We start from the raw sequence: 497 nt of genomic DNA, 5'->3' as shown, positions 1-497 counted from the left end.
CCGAAGGAAGCGCCATGACTGACGAAGCACGCCCCCCGTTCCCGCCGTTCACCCGGGAGAGCGCCATAGAGAAGGCCCGCCTGGCGGAAGACGGCTGGAACACCCGCGACCCGCAGAAGGTCGCCCTGGCCTACACCGTGGACTCGCGCTGGAGGAACCGCGCGGAGTTCGCCACCGGCCGTGACGAGATCATCGCCTTCCTCACCCGCAAGTGGAACAAGGAGCTGGAGTACCGGCTCATCAAGGAGCTGTGGGCCTTCGACGGCGACCGCATCGCGGTGCGCTTCGCCTACGAATACCGCGACGATTCGGGCAACTGGTTCCGTGCTTACGGCAACGAGAACTGGGAGTTCGACGCCAACGGCCTGATGCACCACCGCTACGCCGCCATCAACGAACTCCCCATCAAGGAGTCGGAGCGCAAGTTCCACTGGCCCCTCGGACGCCGCCCCGACGACCACCCCGGCCTGAGCGACCTCGGCCTCTGACCGGCCACC

At 67.0% G+C, this 497-nt stretch carries 1 protein-coding gene; it reads left to right on the top strand.

All coding sequences use genetic code 11. From position 1 onward, the window contains the following. The first annotated feature begins 14 nt into the window (after positions 1-14). A complete protein-coding gene (locus JT723_RS34695) occupies positions 15-488 on the top strand; it encodes a nuclear transport factor 2 family protein (RefSeq protein WP_200363122.1) in 474 nt (157 codons plus the stop codon). Positions 489-497: the final 9 nt, after the last annotated feature.

Origin of the sequence: Actinacidiphila bryophytorum, assembly GCF_016916835.1 — a bacterium.
Taxonomy (GTDB): Bacteria; Actinomycetota; Actinomycetes; order Streptomycetales; family Streptomycetaceae; genus Actinacidiphila; species Actinacidiphila bryophytorum.
This window is presented reverse-complemented; position numbering and strand designations above follow the sequence as displayed.